The sequence below is a fragment of the Millionella massiliensis genome, assembly GCF_900104655.1.
GTDB lineage: Bacteria > Bacteroidota > Bacteroidia > Bacteroidales > Rikenellaceae > Rikenella > Rikenella massiliensis.
This window is the reverse complement of the sequence record NZ_FNWD01000002.1, coordinates 2,403,656-2,420,260: the sequence shown is the minus strand read 5'-3', so window position 1 is coordinate 2,420,260 and position 16,605 is coordinate 2,403,656. Positions and strand designations below refer to the sequence as shown.

Below are 16,605 nucleotides of genomic sequence, written 5' to 3'. Positions count from 1 at the left end.
AATCATTATGCGTAAACTTTTCATCCTCCTGACTACCCTCGCCACCGGCCTGCTGACAGCCTGCAGTTCAGAGAACGGCCCGACCGACAACGGCCCCATCAAGTTCGACGATCCGCAGGACGTCAACCAGGAATACTACGCCGACGTCACCAACAACAGCATCAGCTTTACCGCCGAGGGCAGTTGGACAGCCAGCGTATCGACCACCAGTAAAGCCTCGGACAACGCGTGGGTCGACATCAACCCCAAGAGCGGCGGTTCCGGCCCCAACACGCTGACGATCACCCTGCAGACGAACACGACCGGAGAGGATCGTTCGGCCACCATCACCATCAGCTGTCTCGGCCAGCAAACCACCTTCACCATCACCCAGAGCGCCTCGACCGAAAGCGGCGTGACCCCCGGCGTTTACTACCAGGTCAACGGCAGCAGCGAGTGGGTCAACAAACTGGATCCGAACACCTCGATCACCTCACTCAAGGTCGAAACGCGCGGCGGCGCGCTGCTGACCGAAGAGATCGTCCAGCAATTCGCCGATCTGTCGCTCACCCAACTGGACATGAGCAACGCCATCTACGAATCGCACACTTTCCCCAGATCGCAGGACGACCCGTTCGAAACCATCTCTTTCGCGACGCTCGAGGCAGTCACTCTGCCGGTCAACGTCACAGCCATCGGGGGCTGGACCTTCTCCCACTCGCCGTTAACAGAAATTAACCTCCAACAAATCGATTCGATCGGCCGTTCCGCCTTCATGGATTGCGCACAACTGACCTCAGTCACCCTGAGTTCCAGTCTGCACACCCTCTCCGAAAGCACATTTGCCAATACGGGGCTGGCAGAGATCACCCTGCCCAAATCGCTCACACTGATTCCCGCTTTCGCATTCCAGGGCAGCGCACTCAAAACCGTTACCATCCCCGAGAGCACCGACACGCTTTGCCTGGGGGTAAGCTCGTTCGAAGCGTGCCAGTATCTGCGCAACCTGAACATCGGCAACCGGGAAGTACACCTCCAGCGCTGCGCATTCATGGGATGCGTCGATCTGCGTGAGGTAGACCTCTCTCCGGTCACCGAGATTGGCGACGGAGCCTTCAGCGGATGCAACCTGCTCAATTCCGTCGAACTGACCGGTGCACTCACGATCGGAAGCACTGCCTTCAAAGACTGCTCCTCGCTCAAGACCCTGACCTTCGGCGACCAGCTGAGCATGATCGGCGACGGAGCCTTCGGCGGATGCTCTGCGCTGGAAAATATCATTCTCCCCACCAGCCTCGAAGTCATCGGCCAGGCGGCTTTCTCCGGCTGCGCCATGACCTGGATCGAAATTCCGGAAAACGTCCGCGAAATCGGTTCGCACCCGTTCGAAAACTGCGACAAGCTGCGTAACGTGACCTTCAAAACGGACAAACTGGTCCGCATACCTTCCTATTTCCTGAACGGCAATCTGAACATCTCTTCGATCGAACTGCCCGAAAGTGTCGAAGAGATCGGCAGTCATGCTTTCTTCGCCTGCGAAAACCTGCAACAAATCACCCTCGGCAAAAACGTCAAATCGATCGGACAATACGCCCTGGCTCACTGCCACCACCTCTACTCCTTCACATGCCAGGCCACGACTCCTCCGACCTGCTTTGATACCAAGGTTTTCTTCAATACGGGTATCACGACCCAAGGCGATAACATTCCCAACATGCTGTACCTCCCAGCAGGAACACTGTCCGCCTACGAAAACAATCCGGCCTGGAGCACCCTCACCCAGCACTACGAATTCCACGAATCTGACATGACCTCGGCTCAATAACAAGAGCCGGGGTGTCATTTTCGCAGAATCGATCTGCACCTTTGTATCTGCACTCCTCATTTCGGCCGGCACCCTGTCCTCTAACATAACAGCCGTCCAAAATCAATAAGCGAAGCGGGCTTGGAATATTGGTTCCAAGCCCGCTTCGCTTATTATTACCTTCTGTCTTTTGTGCCTAACACACGCGCACAGCCACGTTCAGCCCATTTCTTCCACAAAATCTACACACCCTTCTTTTCCAAGGAGGGAAAATCTCGCACAGCCTCGATCTGCCCTTCGCCGCGCTTTCTTACTGCTTCGGCTGCATGGCGTACACCTTGCGGCGAATCACATCGACCCAGTCGCGAATCGTATGCTCACGCGTCAGTTCGATCGGCTCGCCGATATAGATATCCAGATGTTTTCCTTTCTGATCGAACATCTCTTTGGGCAGCAGGACGGTTCCCAGGTTCAGCTTGATGCCGAGCGTCTTGCGCAACCGTTCGAAACGGTAGAAAAACATCGAATTGCGCCCCTCGATATAGACCGGCACGATCAACCGTCCGCTCTCCCAGGCCTTCTGCACGAAATTACGCCGCCACGGCGGATCCTCGATCTTTCCACGAATCAACCGCGAACATAGACCGGCCGGAAACGTAATGACCGCTGCATCGCTCTCGTACATCTCCACCAGCCTGCGCGCGTAGTCGACCGTCTGAGCGCCATACTTGTTGACCGGCACGAAAATCGGCGCCAGCGGTTCGAGGTTCATCAGCAGGTCGTTCACAATGAGCTTTACCGACGGCACATGAGGGTTCACCGCCTCCGCCAGCATCAGCCCGTCCAGCCCGCCCAGCGGATGGTTCGAGGCAAAGATCACCCGATGGTTCCGGGGGATGTTCTCCACCCCGTGCACCGTATAGGTCACCCCGATATACTCCAGCGTCGAACGGATGAACTCCATCGGCGGCTGGGCGCTGTAATTTTCCAGTACGTAATTGATTTTCCTGAGCCGGATGAGTCGTTCGATCCCGCGCACGACGAAACGCGGCACCCACCGTGCCAGACGCGGATTCTTGGTCCGCAGCAGACGACCTATGTCTATGGTTTCCATATTGCAGGGCAAATTTAAAAAAAATGTAACTTTACCCCAATTTTCACCCTCAACGGTCCGTTATCCTACCGCCATGTCCGAATACCACGATCCCGTACTGCTCCGCGAAAGCGTCGACATGCTCGACATCCGCCCCGACGGCGTCTACGTCGACGTCACCTTCGGTGGCGGCGGACACTCGCGCGAAATCCTCAGCCGACTCGGCCGGAAAGGCCGCCTCGTCTCCTTTGACCAGGACGCCGAAGCGCTGGCCAATGCCCCCGACGACAAACGGCTGACACTCGTTCACAACAACTTCCGTTTCCTACGCGGCTGCGTGCGGGCTGCCGGATTCGAACAGGTGGACGGCATACTGGCCGACCTCGGCGTCTCGTCACACCACTTCGACACCGCCGAACGCGGCTTTTCGTTCCGCTTCGACGGACCGCTCGACATGCGCATGAACCAAACCGGCGGCGAACGCACCGCAGCCGACATCGTGAACAGCTACGAAGCCGACCAGTTGGCCACCCTCCTGGGCCGTTACGGCGAGCTGGACAAGTGCTACCGCATCGCCAACGCCATCATCCGCCACCGCCAGAGCGTCGGCCCCATCGCGACCATCGCCGACCTGCTCAAGGCTGTCGAAGAGGTCACTCCGCGCGGCGCCGAATCGAAATTCCGGGCAAAACTGTTCCAGGCCCTCCGCATCGAGGTGAACGGCGAAATGCAGGCCCTCGAGATGATGCTCGCGCAAGCCATCCGCCTGCTCGCGCCCGGCGGCCGGCTGAGCGTCATCACCTACCACTCGCTGGAGGACCGCCTGACCAAAAACTTCATCCGTAGCGGCACTGCCGATGGACGCGTCGAGAAGGACTTTTTCGGCCGGGCAACCGTACCGCTCCGAGCCGTCGGCAAAGTGATCCTGCCCGACGAGGCCGAGATCGCCCGCAACCCCCGCGCCCGCAGCGCCAAACTGCGCGGAGCCGAAAAACTGGAGAAGACCGACCCGAGCTAATCCCGACCCCACTGGAAACCGCACCGACCCCGCCACAGGGGCCCGGCCGACAGCCTTCACAGACGCCGTGGCGCCATCTTCCACAGGGCCCCAGCCGGTATCCAGCGCTCTTCCGAAGAAACAGGACGGTGTACGCCGCAACTGCCCGTTCGAAGCACTCCGCTGTACGGCCCGCTTCACCGGCTGCCGCAGCACCGCCCGCCAACAGACAACACACCCGAAATGCTGTTCCGCAAACGACATAAAACCCCACCCGAAGAGTTCGACTGGCGCCCCACGCCGGACGTCGACCCGGCGGTGGCACCCGACGAAGAGGATGCCACCCCGCCCGACTGGCGCGAACCCGACGCTGCGCCCAGCCCCGAGGAGCAGCCCGCCGAAGAGGAGACCTCCGGCGATGCAACGCCCCCTGCTGCCACCGACGAGCCGCAGCCGCCCCGTCGCAAACGCGGTATCCGCATCGGACAGTTTTTCACCGGCAGCGTGCTCACCCAGGAAGAGTTTACACGCCGTCTGCCCGTGATCGTCTATATCGTGCTGCTGATGCTGCTCTACATAGCCAACGGTTTTCACGTCCAGCACAAGCACAGCGAACTGGATCGCCTCACCGACGAACTGAAACAGCTCAAGACCGAAGCCGTGACCTCCTCGGCCGTGCGGATGACCATCACCCGCCAAAGCGAGGTGGAACGGCTGCTCGAAGAGCGCAACATGCCGCTGAAACAGGGCGGCAGCCCGACCCACCTGATCGAAGAGTGACCCCCCGACCATGACCCCCGCACCTACCACACCCGCTCCGAACCCCACCCCCGGCAAACCGCAGCGCAGCCCCATTAAAGAGGCCATTCTGCGGCGCGTCAAGGTGTTGTATCTTCTCTTTTTTCTGTTGGGGCTGGCCATTCTCGGCCGCATCATCTGGCTTCAGGTTGGCAGCGGCAGCGACGCGCTGCGCGACCTCTCGAACAAGTACAGCTACCGGACCGAAGTGATCGACGGGGCCCGCGGCAACATCTACTCCGACGACGGCCGCCTGCTGGCCACCTCCATTCCCTATTACGAACTCCGCATGGACATGGCCGCCGACGGGCTCACACCCGAACTCTTCATGGCCAACGTCGATTCGCTGAGCCTCTGCCTGGCCCACTTTTTCGGTGACCGCAATGCCGCCGAATACAAGGCCGACCTGCTCAAGGCTCACGCCGAAAAGAAGCGATACCACCTGGTAACTCGTCGCAAGATCAACTACCTCGAACTGCAGGAGGTCAAACAATTTCCCCTGTTCCGGCTGGGACCGAACCACGGCGGTTTCCTGGCCGTGGAGAACAGCCGCCGCGTCCGCCCGCACGGGAGCCTCGCCCTGCGCACCATCGGATTCGTCAACCAGTCCGGCGTCAAACTGGGAATCGAGGGGGGATTCGACGAAGACCTCAAGGGCAAACCCGGACGGACACTGAAACAGAAAGTCTCCGGTAACTTCTGGACCCCGATCGCCAGCGACCAGAACATCGATCCGGTCGACGGCTACGACGTAGTGACCACCCTCAATATCGAGATGCAGGACATGGTGCAGAGCGCCCTGCAGGAGTGGATCGTCGAAGCCGAAGCCGACTGGGGCTGCGTCGCCGTGATGGAGGTGGCCACGGGCGACATCAAAGCCCTCTCGAACGTCACCCGCCGCCCGGACGGCACCCTCGTCGAAGACTACAACTATGTGATCGGGATGAGCATGGAGCCCGGTTCGACCTTCAAGCTGGTCGGCCTGCTGACCCTGCTCGACGACGCCCACATGCCCCTCTCCACCATCATCGACACCGAACAGGGCCGCGTGCAGATCGGTCCCGTGCGCGTGGTCGACTCCCACTCCGGCGGTTTCGGTGTGCTCAGCCTCCAGCAGGTATTCGAAAAATCGTCCAACATCGGGATGGCCAAGGCCGTCAACCGTGCCTACGGAGGCCGCGCATCGAAATTCATCGAAGCCATCGACCGGCTCGGCATCAGCCGCCCGCTTGACCTGCAAATCGCCGGCGAAGCCCGGCCGCTGGTCAAACACCCCGATATGAAAAACGGCTGGGACGGTATGACCCTCACCATGATGTCCTACGGTTACGCCGTGCGCGTGGCCCCGATCCACACCCTCACCCTCTACAACGCCGTGGCCAACAACGGCGTGATGGTTAAGCCCATGTTCGTCCGCGAACTGCGACACCACGACCAAACCGTGCGCCGCATCCCGAGCGACACCATCAACCCGGCCATCTGCTCGCAGGCGACCCTGCGCGGCCTGCGCCAGGCCATCGAAGGGGTCGTGCTGAACGGTACCGGACGACTGCTCCAGAACCCCAACTACCGCGTCGCCGCCAAAACGGGTACCGCCCAGGTGGCCATCGGCCGCAGCGGATACACCACCAGCAGCGGCGGTCGCCACTACCTCGGTTCGATGGTCGGCTACCTGCCCGCCGACAACCCCAAATACTCGATCATCGTCGCCCTGAAGACCTACCACCCCGCCGGTTCCTCGAAACCCTACTACGGCACCTCGCTGGCCGGCCCGCTCTTCAAAACCGTGGCCGACCGCGTGTACGCCATGCACTACAACGTCAACAACCGCGTCGTACCTCGCGCCCAGGCCTTCGACCCGCAACTCCGTGCCCTGCCCGGCCCCGCCGATGAGCTCAACGCACTCGTCACCGACCTGCGGGTAGCCGGAGTGCCCGCCATCCCCGCCGAAGGTACCGTGGCCATCGACAGCGGCGGCCGTGTGCTGACCCCTGCGCCGATGCCCGTGACGGCCGGCGTGCCCGACCTGCAGGGGCTGACCCTCGACGAAGCCCTCGAAATGGCCGAGAGTGTCGGTCTGCGTCCCAAATTCACCGGGATGGGCATCGTGACCGCCCAATCGCTCGAAGCCGGAATCCCGTTTGAACAAGGAACCGAAATTTTACTTACCTTAGAGCAGAAAAAACCGAAAAAACGTCCGCAGCCCAAGCCCGCCGAAACGCCCGAAGAGCTCCCGGACGATCTCACCCATTAGCACACACCGTTAATCCCATGGTACACATATTCGACAGCCTGCCCGGCGCCCGGATCACCGGCCCGCAGCGTCCCGGCATACGATGCATTCAGTTCAACTCGCGCAAGGTCGAGAAAGGCGACCTCTTCGTAGCCGTCCGCGGCACCCAGGTCGACGGCCACGACTACATCCCCGACGCCATCGCGCAAGGCGCATCGGCCATCGTCTGCGAGACCCTCCCGGCCGACGAACTCGATCCGGCCGTCAGCTATGTGCTGGTCGATGACAGCGCCGCCGCACTGGCTCTGCTTGCCGCCGCCTACTACGGTCACCCGAGCCAGAAGTTGCGGTTGGTCGGCGTCACCGGCACCAACGGCAAAACCACCATCGCCACCCTGCTCTACGACCTCTTTACGGCACTCGGCCACCGGTGCGGGCTGATCTCGACCGTCGTATACCGCGTCGGCGAAGAACGCATCGAATCGACCCACACCACCCCCGACCCGCTGACCCTGAACCGGCTGATGGCCGAAATGGTCGATGCCGGCTGCGACTACTGCTTCATGGAGGTCAGCTCGCACAGCATCGTGCAGAAACGTATCGAAGGGCTGCGGTTCACCGGCGGCATCTTCACCAACATCACCCACGACCACCTCGACTACCACAAGACCTTCGCCGAATACATCAAAGCCAAACAGGGATTCTTCAACGCCCTCCCCAAAGAGGCCTTCGCCCTGACCAACATCGACGACCGCAACGGCGAAATCATGCTCCAGAATTCACCTGCCCGACGCAAAGTCACCTACTCGCTGCGCAACGTGGCCGACTACCACGGGCGTATCGTCGAAGAGCATCTCGACGGCATGGAGATCGAGATGAACCGCCAGCAGGTGTGGGTTCAATTCATCGGCCGTTTCAACGCCTATAACCTGACCGCCATCTACGGCGCCGCCATGGAGCTGGGGCAGGAGTCGGCCGAAGTGCTCCGGATTCTGAGCACGCTGCACCCCGTGAGCGGCCGTTTCGAACAGATTCGCGCCACCGACGGACGACTGGCCATCGTGGACTACGCCCACACGCCCGACGCGCTGCAAAACGTTATCGACACGATCAACGAACTGCGGAAAGAGGGTGCGCAACTCATCACCGTCGTCGGGTGCGGCGGCAATCGCGACACCACCAAACGCCCCGTAATGGCACAGGTCGCCGCCAACGGCTCCTCGCGGGTGATTCTGACCTCGGACAACCCCCGTTTCGAGGATCCGCAAGTGATTCTCGACGAGATGCGAGCCGGCCTCGACAAAGCGCAGATGGCCCGTACGCTGACCATCGCCGACCGTCGCGAAGCGATTCGCACGGCAGCCGCCTTGGCCCGTCCGGGCGACATCATTTTGGTAGCCGGCAAAGGCCACGAGCCCTATCAGGAGATCGCCGGCATTCGCCACCACTTCGACGACCGCGAAGAGGTCCGTGCCGCCTTCGCCTAACCCACCCCGCCAACGGAGCGTGGGACAACATCCGAAGGGCGAAAACCAGCACTTAGGGAGCTAAAGCCAACACCCCCAAAGTGAAGAAATAGAACCAAGGTGTACAAAAAATGTTTCGCCTAAAAACGATTCTATTTTACATAAAAACGGTTTCCCCCAACCGAGCTTCACCACAGGACATTTGAAAGGAAAAATCGGGGCCTTACGGCGAAATACGTGCCTCATTTCAACAAAAGCATCAGCGGCAGATACAAACTCTGATTTGTATCTGCCGCTGATGCTTATTTAGCCTATCGCTACCTGCATCTCCCCTACATTTCACCGTTCAAAACATTCGCACCGGATTTTTCGAACAAACCAAATGCGGACAGGATACGCAGGCAGGCTTCAATGCAGGTACAGGCAAATCGCCCGCACCCGCAGCCGGGTTACCTACTCGGCCATGCTTCTAACCGCCTTTTTGAACTGCTCGCCACGATCCTCGTAATTGCGGAAGAGGTCGAAACTGGCACAGGCCGGCGACAGCAACACCGTATCGCCCGGTTCGGCCGCTTCACGACAAGCCTTCAGCGCATCCTCCAGCGATGCCGTATCGTAAACAGGAACCACCCCGGTGAACGAACGGACCAGTTTGGCATTATCGAGCCCCATGCAGACCAGTGCCTTCACATGCTCCCGAACCAACGGCATCAGCACCGCATAATCGTTCCCCTTGTCTGTTCCTCCGGCAATCCAGACCGTCGGCCGCGTCATGGCCTGCAGTGCATACCATACCGAATCGACATTCGTCGCCTTCGAATCGTTGATGTACTCCACACCGTCGATTGTCGCCACCGGTTCGAGCCGGTGTTCCACACCGCCGAACTCCCGAAGCGTCTGCATGATCACTTCATCGGGCACACCGGCACGCCGGCACGCCACCACTGCCGCCAACGCATTGGCAATATTGTGCAGCCCCTTGATTCGCATCTCCGCCGCCGGGAATCGGAATCCATCGCCCCACGACATCATTCCCGTCTCAGTATCGTACCGCACCGCACCTTCTCCCTTTTTGGCATAAAATGCGCACGTTTCGGCAGCCAGCGACGGCAACACGCGCGGCAACCAGCCCAACGTCTCGGGATCTTCGCCGTTATACACGAACAGGTCCTGTGGACGCAGATTCTGCGTGATCCGAAACTTGCTGGCCACGTAGTTCTCCATGCGATGGTCGTAACGATCCAGATGGTCTGGCGTAATATTCAACAACAAGGCGATATCGGCACGGAAATCATACATGCCGTCCAGTTGGAAACTGCTCAGTTCAATCACATACCAATCGGGCTGATCAGCCTGCGGAATTTCAGCCACCTGCAACGCCAGACTCTGCCCGATATTCCCGGCCAGAGAAGCCCGGAACCCGGCAGCCCGCAAAATTTCATAGATCAGCGTCGTAGTTGTCGTTTTACCATTGCTTCCGGTAATACATACCGTCCGCGTCTGCGGGGCCAAATAACGTCCCGCAAATTCGATTTCCGAGATTACCGGAATCCCCTTTTCACGGATGGCCCGGACGACCGGAGCCGTTTCCGGGATACCGGGACTTTTGACCACAAATTCCGCCTTCAAAATTTTCTCCAGTGTATGCCCCCCCTCTTCAAAAGGGATGTTACGTTCGACAAGTTGTGTCCGATAAGGTTCGCGCAACGATCCGGAGTCGGAAAGCAGCACATCGTATCCTTTGACAGCGGCCAGCACGGCGGAACCATATCCGCTTTCGCCTCCGCCCAATATCACTGCCAATGCCATAATATTTCGTTTTAAATGAATGACAAATTTAATCAGAATTATCGTTCCGGATACTTGGCTCTTCACAAACCCATCCCCGAATTCAACATCGGAAAAACAGAAGGAGCTCTGCAGAACGTTATGTTCTGCAGAGCTCCATCCTTCACACTTACGAGAGCCTTACATCCCTATGACAGTTCCCGTAAGCATGTCCACCACGAAAGGCTACTTCACTACCGGGTACGACCAGGTTGTGTTGTAGCTGTCACCATAGCTGTACGAGTTGTAGATGATTTCGCTCAGCTGCGAAGCAGTAACACCGTCGATGGCATACTGATTCACCTGGATACCATTGACGAACTGAGTCATCGTACCGTTTTCGAACACGAATTTAACGGCAGCCTGATCGCCGGGGTTCAGGTTCAGATCCGAGATCTTCACTTCGTTCCATACACCTTCACCGCTGGAGTCCCAGGTTTCGAGTACACCAGCTTGACCAGCCTCAGCGATTTTGTATCCTACAATCGCCCAGTCGGCGTTCCGACCCTCAGCATTGCATACGTTCAGCCAAACGCTTTGACGAACAGGACGATCGGCGGTCGGAATGGTCAGCGTGGTTTCGACCGTCCAAGAGGATTTCACGCCGGTGTTGACCTTGGCTTTGCGACCTTGCCAGGAGTACCAGTTGTTGTTGGGTTCCTGAGCAGTTGCGAACTCGATTACATCGTTCGAGATAGCAAAACTCATCGGTTCTGACCGGTCTTTGAACCAGTACTGATCTACGAGCGAGTTGTAATCAACAAAGATTGATCCGAACTTGGTCGCTTTCCAATAAATATCATCCGTCGGGAACTTATTGTCTTTCAGGTTGATGATACCATAGTATGCGCGAACCACAGGATTATTTTCGCCGGTATAGGCTTCCACACCCGTGAAGGTATTGTTTTCCACATTGACTTTCAGGGTCGAAGTCGTTACATCATTCGAAGTCCAGTTCGGAGTCGTAAATACCAGGTTGGTGTTGCCATAGTTGAACGTATTGTTCAGGATATCGAATTCGCCGGCCATCAGACCGTCAAACGAAATCGTAGCGTAGTTAGTCGTACAACCTTCCACCAGACCCTTGCGGGCATTCAGTGCGAAGTACACTGCGCTACCGCCATCTTCGGGAGCTTTTTCATTGGTCTTGAAGACACAATTTTTCACCGTTGCATTCGTACCTTGAACCAGCACGACTTTATTCGGGCCACCATATGCATTATTATAGTTGGCAACAAAGGTGAGGTTTTCGAGCGTTACATTGTCGGCATTGACAGTAACCAGGTTCTGCAAACAACCCACACCACCAATGTTTTGTGCAGCTTCATCCGAAGTAGTGATGGTCACGTCGCCCAGACCTTACAGGGTGACGGGAGTGTCGATTTTCAGATAATAGCCATAAGGGCCGGTGGCATCTTTCTGCCCCGGTTCGCCAAGATCATAACTACCTGCTGCGATTTCGATCACATCGCCGGCCGAAGCATAGGTCACGGCATCGCGGATCGTTGCGTAGCTCTTGCCGGTCGACTTGTTGACAATCTGGCCGGTCACACCTTCTTGAGTCGTAATGTTCTCATCAATGGTAGTAACGGTTGCGCCGTCGAACAGGGTCACCACGGTTTCTTCATCAGTATTATTTTCACCCTTAACAATTTCACCAACTTCGGCACCTTTGTTGACATTTACGTTACCACCTTCAACGGTTACTTTGGTAACATTGGCATCCGAAGCAATCGTAAAGGTACCGGGTTTGGTCGTCGCAGTAATGGAATTCCAGCTACCGGCTCCCAGCGTAGCGTCGCCCTGAGGCACATCGATCGTCAGATCGACAGCGCTTCCCGTATTGCTAACTTCGAGCATGCCTTTGAAATCTGCATCGCCAAAGGTAACAGGAGCCGAAGTGCCAGCCAGTTGAATGCTGATGCTCGAACCTTCCGACAGGGCGGGCAGTTCATATTCTCCCGATACGCCATTGTCCAGAACTACGATGTTGTAGTCTTTGATGCCTTCGGCAGACAAACCGGTCAGAGTACTTTGCAGGTTTCCAGAGGCGACCTCAATCGTCTGCGATTCGATTCCGCCAGCAGCAAATCCAGGATCAATCGTCACATTGATGGTTCCTTTCTTGGTCAGCAGGTTACCCGACACATTGGTCTGGTAGTTGCGACGGATCGGAATGTTGCGGAAATTGTCGTTCTCAGCAATCGTATTTCCTGTGCTATTAAGGAACTCCATCGAGAAGTCTGCCAGATTGGCCTGATCCTCTTCAGCCCAGATATAGTCGAGCGTCAGGTGACCTGCATTGTCCACAACTTCAGCTGTATAGCTGAGATTAAGCGGAGAGCCAGTCTCGCCGGTCAGGGCATTGAAAGTGGTGGGCACGGCAGAGAAATTAACCGTAACATGGGTCGGTTTCAGGTCATCGTGACCTTCTCCAATAGCGTCCAGGTCATTGGTCTTCACATTCAACTGACCAAACGGACGAGCCAAAGTGACGTTCGCTGAGAACGCATCTGTTACAGTCAACTCTTCGCATTTGAAGAAAGCGTCAAACTCTTCGTTGTTACCAATATAATCTCCGTTAACGGTAATATTGGTCAGATCAGACGTATTGTAATGATTGTCTTCGAGATTGTTCGAACCGGTACCACAGTCAGCCCAAAAGACAAACTTGTAAGTCTGCGAGGCAACCAGTTGCAAATCTGTGAAAGTAGCAGTATTACCGCTTATGGCAACAACCTGTTTTTCACCATAAGGAGCATCGTTGCGGTATACCTGCATCACGCAACGTGTAACCTGCGAACCGTCACCGGCTGCACGTGTTTGAACCGCTTCCTGCGGAATGGTTACTGTCAGCGAGGCATTCGGAGCCAACGTTGGCCCTTCCTGCTTCTGACACGAGGCAAAGACCATACTTAGGCCCAACAAACCCCAAAGTAGATTTCTTTTTCTCATTTGTTTGTAGTGTTAAAAGGTTAATAAAAGAGGTTTTCAGAAAAGTTGAATGACAACAACACTTCTTCGTTTCATTTCGAGTGTTATGCCGGATCTCCGGGCTGTCCTGGGATATCCATCGACAGCCCCGGATTTCGGCATGTCTCGGTTCACGCAACGTACAACTGACTGAACGTGCAACCGCGGAATAATCTATTGCGGTTGAATGGCATAAGGATAGGTGGCATCGCCCGTTTCCACATATTGATAGCCCGCTTCAGGCTGCCAGATCGATCCGTCATCATTTTTCGGATACGAGCTATACTTGCCGCCCTTCAGCACAAAACCGCCAAGCGGAGCTCCAGCCTGATCATCGTCAGATGCATAGGCACATGGTGTGCGGTCGGAATAGAATTCACCGTCGAGTACTTCGATCACACCCAGTGAAGCGGCATACAGTGCATAGAAAGCATCCTGACGCCCAGGTTCGGAATTCCGAGCTGAAATGTTGGCATTCTTGACAGTAACGTGCGAACTTTCAATCGAGGCCAAAGCTCCTTGCACACCTTGAATCGTAGCGTCATCGATCACCATGGTACAGCCTCCTTGTGCCCGGACACAATAGGCCCAGGAGCCGTATTTATTCGAAGAGGTCGAAGTGATCGTACCACCGCTGATATTGATCTGACCGCTGCCTGCCACTGCAAAGAATGAAGCATTGACCATTGCATCGTTCAGATTCATAACAGCTTCGGTACTGTTATTCCACATTGCTGTACCTCCATTATTCACTGTTGTGGAGTAGGTTCCGCCTTCAACAGTCAGCGTACCGTGATTTTCGACTACTCGACGGGTCATATTCATCGCAGCACCAGCCGCAGCGTTGATGGTCAGGTCACTTTGATTCAACAAATAAACGGATTCAACGCCCGCGCTGACCTTCACATTCGCCCGTAAATTGAGAACTGTCGGTTTGGTAATCTCAATCACGTCCTCCATGACGGTGAAATCATAACTACGATATACAGTTACATCTCCACCGGCTTCGATCTGAGCAGCCACACGTTTCACCTCGATCCAGCGGTCTTTGACCTCTCCATCAACAATCAGTTTGGTCGAATACGGACGTCCGGAAACATTGTAGTCACCAGCCCACCAACCGATATAGTTGTCGGTACGATCGCAGGTGGGGATTCCCGACACCTGCTCTGCCACAGAATTGTTCCGCAGTTCGACCGTGTAGATATCGTAGGCGTCCGACTGTGATGACACATTAATCACATCGCCGATAAACGCATGAGAATAGAATTGCTCCATATCATATACTTTATCGGTCACATCAACAGGAGATTCATATACCTTATCGAACGAAATTCCACTTACCGAATTTTCTTCGACCAGTACGTTACGTTCGAATGTCTGCAGATAACCGATCAACCCTCCGGCCTGATACAGACCTTCATCCGGAGCAACGGTATAAATAGCGCATTGGTCAACCGTACAACCGCTAATCGTTACGTCACGTTGCACACCACCTCCATTAACATATCCGACTATACCGCCGACTTTCTGATAACCATGAATAGTGGCATTCTTGACTGTACAATTTTCCACCGTACCGTGGTCCATACGACCGATCAAAGCAGCTCCGCGATGACACGTAACATTGACTCCTTCGAGCGTCAGATTCTTCACCGTCCCCTGAAGCACATAGAAGAAACCACCATAATAATACCCGGGACCATCTGCATGTCCTGTTAAGTTATCAACATACAGATTGCTGATAGTATGGCCTGCACCGTCGAACTCGACAAATGCGGAGCTTTCCGTATTGATGGGCTCCCACAGATTGGAAGCACTGCCCTGCAGGTCGATATCGGCCGTAAGCACGATTTTGGCACACTTCTTCGCGGCCACCAGCTCTGCAGCACGTTTGAGCGTTTCGGCGTCACCGACAGAATATACGGATACGATACCTGCACCATCATTGAGCTGCAACTCGCCGACAGTACCATAGATCTCAACATTACCCTTATTAATGGTCAATTCGTCGACTACTACGCCCTCCGGAATAATCAGCGTATTATCGGCCGTCGAAGCCGTTACACTCTGATAGGTCTGTCCATTCAGCGTGACGGTCGAGTTCGGCAGGTTGATCACCACATTCGTTGTCGTCGGAATCGATACATTCACCGTCGCCGGAGCATTCTGACCCTCGTTACCATACTCGAAGTTCACTGTCTGATCCGTTGCAGGCAATGATATGGAAACCCGTGTATCGTTACCTGTGGTATAAATCTTGGGAATCTGAATCGTCGCCTCGCTTTCGGGAGCTTTGGCAACCACAACATTGGTTTTACCTTCAGCCAAAGCTGCATTTGCAGCTGCAATATCTTCTACTTCCGTAATGGATTCATCAAGACCCGGCGTCGAGAATGTCGGATCGATCGTCACGTTCAACGTTCCGGTCTTAGTCAACAGGTTACCGGACACACTGGTTTTGTAATTGCGACGAATCGGAATGTTGTGGAAATTGTCATTGGTCGTGATCTCGGTTGCGCCGTTCAGGAACGTCATCGAGAAGTCGGCCAGGTTGGCCTGAACGGGAGCCGCCCAGATATAGTCCACCGTCAACTCGCCTGCGCTCTGATCGACAATCGCTGCATTATAGCTGACGGCTGCCGGATCGCCTGCTTCGCCGGTCAGTGCATTGAAGCTGGTCGGAATCTCAACGAAGTCAACGGTCACATGCGTCGGCTTCAATTCCTCCTGCCCGATCATGCCCATGTCATTGGTCTTCACATTCAACTGACCGAACGGACGGACCAAAGTCACGTTTTTCGAAAATGCGTCCGTCACGCTCATCTCCTCCGCATGGAAGAAAGCATCGAACTCGTCGTTGTTGCCCGCATAACCGTCTTTGACCGTAATGTTGGTCAGGTTAGTCGTATTGTAGTGTTTGTCCTCCTGACTCTCTGTACCGCAGTCAGCCCAGAATACAAAATCGTAGGCCTGTGAAGCGACCAGTTGCAGGTTGTCGAATGTTGCCGTACCGTTCGAAACCGTCGTGACATAACGCTTGTATTTCACGTCGTCACGATAGATTTCCAGGATACAACGGTTGATATGATTTCCTTGACCATAATCCGCAGCAGCTCGCGTCTGGACCGATTCCTGCGGGATCGTCACGGTCAGGGTCCCACTGGGTGTCAGCGCCGGCCCTTCCTGCTTCTGACACGAGGCAAAGACCATACTTAGGCCCAACAAACCCCAAAGTAGATTTCTTTTTCTCATTTGTTTGTAGTGTTAAAAGGTTAATAAAAGAGGTTTTCAGAAAAGTTGAATGACAACAACACTTCTTCGTTTCATTTCGAGTGTTATGCCGGATCTCCGGGCTGTCCTGGGATATCCATCGACAGCCCCGGATTTCGGCATGTCTCGGTTCACGCAACGTACAACTGACTGAACGTGCAA

The 16,605-nt window shown here is 55.8% G+C and carries 10 protein-coding genes; 5 read left to right on the top strand and 5 right to left on the bottom strand.

The window, feature by feature from the left end:
- Positions 1 to 7 precede the first annotated feature (7 nt).
- Positions 8 to 1,804, top strand: coding sequence for a leucine-rich repeat protein (locus tag BQ5379_RS09265; RefSeq protein ID WP_071135168.1), 1,797 nt, complete (start codon positions 8 to 10; stop codon positions 1,802 to 1,804).
- 289 nt (positions 1,805 to 2,093) lie between these two features.
- Here BQ5379_RS09265 and BQ5379_RS09260 read toward each other — a convergent pair whose 3' ends face one another.
- Positions 2,094 to 2,897, bottom strand: a complete 804-nt coding sequence (locus BQ5379_RS09260; protein ID WP_071135167.1) for a 1-acyl-sn-glycerol-3-phosphate acyltransferase — start codon at positions 2,895 to 2,897, stop codon at positions 2,094 to 2,096.
- Positions 2,898 to 2,970: 73 nt separating this feature from the next.
- Between BQ5379_RS09260 and rsmH the strand changes: the two genes are divergently transcribed.
- From rsmH to BQ5379_RS09240, 4 genes are all read left to right on the top strand, one after another.
- Positions 2,971 to 3,894 (top strand): 16S rRNA (cytosine(1402)-N(4))-methyltransferase RsmH, encoded by a 924-nt coding sequence (gene rsmH, locus BQ5379_RS09255; protein ID WP_071135166.1) that lies wholly within the window; start codon positions 2,971 to 2,973, stop codon positions 3,892 to 3,894.
- A gap of 222 nt (positions 3,895 to 4,116) precedes the next feature.
- Positions 4,117 to 4,653 (top strand): FtsL-like putative cell division protein, encoded by a 537-nt coding sequence (locus BQ5379_RS09250; RefSeq protein WP_071135165.1) that lies wholly within the window; start codon positions 4,117 to 4,119, stop codon positions 4,651 to 4,653.
- Positions 4,654 to 4,663: 10 nt separating this feature from the next.
- Positions 4,664 to 6,925: a penicillin-binding protein gene (locus BQ5379_RS09245; RefSeq protein ID WP_071135164.1), complete on the top strand. Its 2,262-nt coding sequence runs from the start codon at positions 4,664 to 4,666 to the stop codon at positions 6,923 to 6,925.
- Positions 6,926 to 6,942: 17 nt separating this feature from the next.
- Entirely contained in the window at positions 6,943 to 8,391 is a 1,449-nt protein-coding gene (locus BQ5379_RS09240; protein ID WP_083377691.1) for a UDP-N-acetylmuramoyl-L-alanyl-D-glutamate--2,6-diaminopimelate ligase, read from the top strand.
- A 432-nt stretch (positions 8,392 to 8,823) separates the two neighbouring features.
- Here the strand turns inward: BQ5379_RS09240 and murD are convergent, their stop codons facing one another.
- The 4 genes from murD to BQ5379_RS09220 form a co-directional block, all read right to left on the bottom strand.
- Positions 8,824 to 10,179: a UDP-N-acetylmuramoyl-L-alanine--D-glutamate ligase gene (gene murD / locus BQ5379_RS09235; RefSeq protein WP_071135163.1), complete on the bottom strand. Its 1,356-nt coding sequence runs from the start codon at positions 10,177 to 10,179 to the stop codon at positions 8,824 to 8,826.
- Positions 10,180 to 10,383: 204 nt separating this feature from the next.
- Entirely contained in the window at positions 10,384 to 11,499 is a 1,116-nt protein-coding gene (locus tag BQ5379_RS09230) for a hypothetical protein (protein WP_143039441.1), read from the bottom strand.
- A gap of 57 nt (positions 11,500 to 11,556) precedes the next feature.
- Positions 11,557 to 13,152 carry a DUF6562 domain-containing protein gene (locus BQ5379_RS09225; protein WP_143039440.1) on the bottom strand — a complete coding sequence of 532 codons (1,596 nt, stop codon included), beginning with the start codon at positions 13,150 to 13,152 and terminating at the stop codon, positions 11,557 to 11,559.
- A 192-nt stretch (positions 13,153 to 13,344) separates the two neighbouring features.
- Positions 13,345 to 16,425: a DUF6562 domain-containing protein gene (locus BQ5379_RS09220; RefSeq protein ID WP_143039439.1), complete on the bottom strand. Its 3,081-nt coding sequence runs from the start codon at positions 16,423 to 16,425 to the stop codon at positions 13,345 to 13,347.
- Positions 16,426 to 16,605: the final 180 nt, after the last annotated feature.

Coding starts and splice junctions, on each gene's coding strand:
- BQ5379_RS09265 (WP_071135168.1), top strand. CDS start 8: ATGCGTAAACTTTTCATCCTCCTGACTACCCTCGCCACCGGCCTGCTG.
- BQ5379_RS09260 (WP_071135167.1), bottom strand. CDS start 2,897: ATGGAAACCATAGACATAGGTCGTCTGCTGCGGACCAAGAATCCGCGT.
- rsmH (WP_071135166.1), top strand. CDS start 2,971: ATGTCCGAATACCACGATCCCGTACTGCTCCGCGAAAGCGTCGACATG.
- BQ5379_RS09250 (WP_071135165.1), top strand. CDS start 4,117: ATGCTGTTCCGCAAACGACATAAAACCCCACCCGAAGAGTTCGACTGG.
- BQ5379_RS09245 (WP_071135164.1), top strand. CDS start 4,664: ATGACCCCCGCACCTACCACACCCGCTCCGAACCCCACCCCCGGCAAA.
- BQ5379_RS09240 (WP_083377691.1), top strand. CDS start 6,943: ATGGTACACATATTCGACAGCCTGCCCGGCGCCCGGATCACCGGCCCG.
- murD (WP_071135163.1), bottom strand. CDS start 10,179: ATGGCATTGGCAGTGATATTGGGCGGAGGCGAAAGCGGATATGGTTCC.
- BQ5379_RS09225 (WP_143039440.1), bottom strand. CDS start 13,152: ATGAGAAAAAGAAATCTACTTTGGGGTTTGTTGGGCCTAAGTATGGTC.
- BQ5379_RS09220 (WP_143039439.1), bottom strand. CDS start 16,425: ATGAGAAAAAGAAATCTACTTTGGGGTTTGTTGGGCCTAAGTATGGTC.